This window comes from Paenibacillus sp. SER-28 (assembly GCF_052906305.1).
In genome coordinates, this window is the sequence record NZ_JBRECM010000030.1 from 1 (window position 1) to 1,889 (window position 1,889).

Below are 1,889 nucleotides of genomic sequence, written 5' to 3' on the forward strand. Positions count from 1 at the left end.
TGTTCCTCGAACAGCCGGTGGAACGCGGCCGCAGGAGCCGCTTCCGGCTGCGCCGGGTTGAACGCGCCGAGAATTTGTCCTTTTTCCTCTGCCGTCAGCAAGTTCAGCTCGGCGATCTTCGCATCCGGACGGCTTACGATCGTTACGAGCAGCTGCTCGTAATGTTTCGCCAGCCGTTCGATCGTCTCCCTTTTGTAGAGAGCCGTCGCATATTCGAAGCTGTAATCCAAGCCGCCGTTCTCCTCGCCCACATCCAAACTGATATCAAACTTCGCGGTATCCAGTGCGCTCGGATAAGGAATCAGGCGAAGCCCTTCCAGCTCAAATTCCTCGTTCTCCGTATTCTGCATCGTAAACAGCGTGTCGAAGAGCGGATTGCGGCTTAAATCACGGGTGACTTGCACCTTGTCCACCAATTCTTCGAACGGATAGTTTTGATGCTCGAAGGCGTGGAGGGTCGTTTCTTTGACTTCGTTCAGGTATGACAGGAATGTCTTCTCCGAAGCTGGATAACTGCGGATAGCCAGCGTGTTTAAGAAAATCCCGATCAACGGCTGCACATCTCCATGATTCCTTCCGGCAATCGGCGTACCGACGATCACGTCTTCCTGACCTGAATATTTATACAGAAGGACGTTATACGCCGTAAGCAGCACCATAAACAGCGTCGTGCCCGTTTCCGAGGCCAGCTGCTTCAGACCGTCGGTTTTCGAAGCGTCGAAGAAAAACTCCAGCGTTTGGCCTTCGTAGCTCTGCACGGCCGGACGCGGATAGTCGGTCGGCATTTCCAGCACCGGAAGCTCGCCTTGGAACATGTCCAGCCAGTACGCCTCCTGACGCTGATGCCGTTCCTTCTGCTCCTGCGAATGCTGCCAAACGGTGTAGTCTTTGTACTGAATGCGCAGAGGCTCCAATTGCTCGCCGCCGTACAAGCGGACGAATTCTTCAACAAAGATTTCCATCGAGACGCCGTCGGAAATAATATGATGCATGTCGTACATTAGAATATGGCGTTTCGGAGCTAGCTCGACAAGGCCTACCCTCAGCAGCGGAGGCTTCGCCAAGTCAAACGGACGGACGAAACGGCGAACCGTCTCTTCGGCCTCTTGCTCATCCGCTCGATAGAACTCCACGGCAAAATTCACGTCCTGGTAAATCCGCTGCGATGCTTCGCCATCCACCATTTCGAACCCGGTGCGCAGCATTTCATGCCGCGCCACGAGCTTACGGAACGCTTCTTCGAACCTTGCCCGGTCTAAAGCACCCTCCAGCAGCATCGCTTCCGGCATGTTGTAGCTAAGCTCCGCGCCTTCCAGTTGATTCAGGATAAAGAGACGTTTTTGAGCAAAAGATTGCGGGTACACCTCTCGGTCATCCGCCATCGGAATGGCAACGAATGTTTGCTCATCCAGCCGGGAAATGGCGGCCGCCATGCTCTCGATCGTGGAATGGCGGAACACGTCGCGCAGCGGCAGATCCACGTTCAACTCTTTATGAATCTTGCTGACCAGCGTCGTCGCCCGCAGGGAGTGGCCGCCGATGTCGAAGAAGTTGTCGTGAACGCCAATCTCCTTCGCAAGCCCCAGCACCTCCTGCCAAATCGCCGCCAGCTTCGTTTCCAGCTCATTGCGCGGTGCGACGTACTCCGTTCCGCTTCCCGCTTCCCCTTCCGGCGCCGGCAGCGCCTTCCGGTCAATCTTTCCGTTCGGCGTCAGAGGCAGGCGCTCCAGCTCCACGAAGTACGACGGGATCATGTAGCCCGGCAGCTCCTGCGCCAGCGCGCTGCGCAAATCGTTCACCACCAGCTCCGCTCCGGTATCCGGCGTGTAATACGCGCATAGCGCCTTCTGCCCGTTCGCGTCACTTCGAACCAGCACCACCGCTTCGCG

The 1,889-nt window shown here is 56.6% G+C and carries 1 protein-coding gene; it reads right to left on the reverse strand.

Features of this window, described 5'->3' with window-relative positions; genetic code table 11:
- A partial coding sequence (locus ACUYLD_RS25405) for a condensation domain-containing protein (protein ID WP_446676223.1) occupies nucleotides 1-1,889 on the reverse strand: 1,889 nt, incomplete at both ends.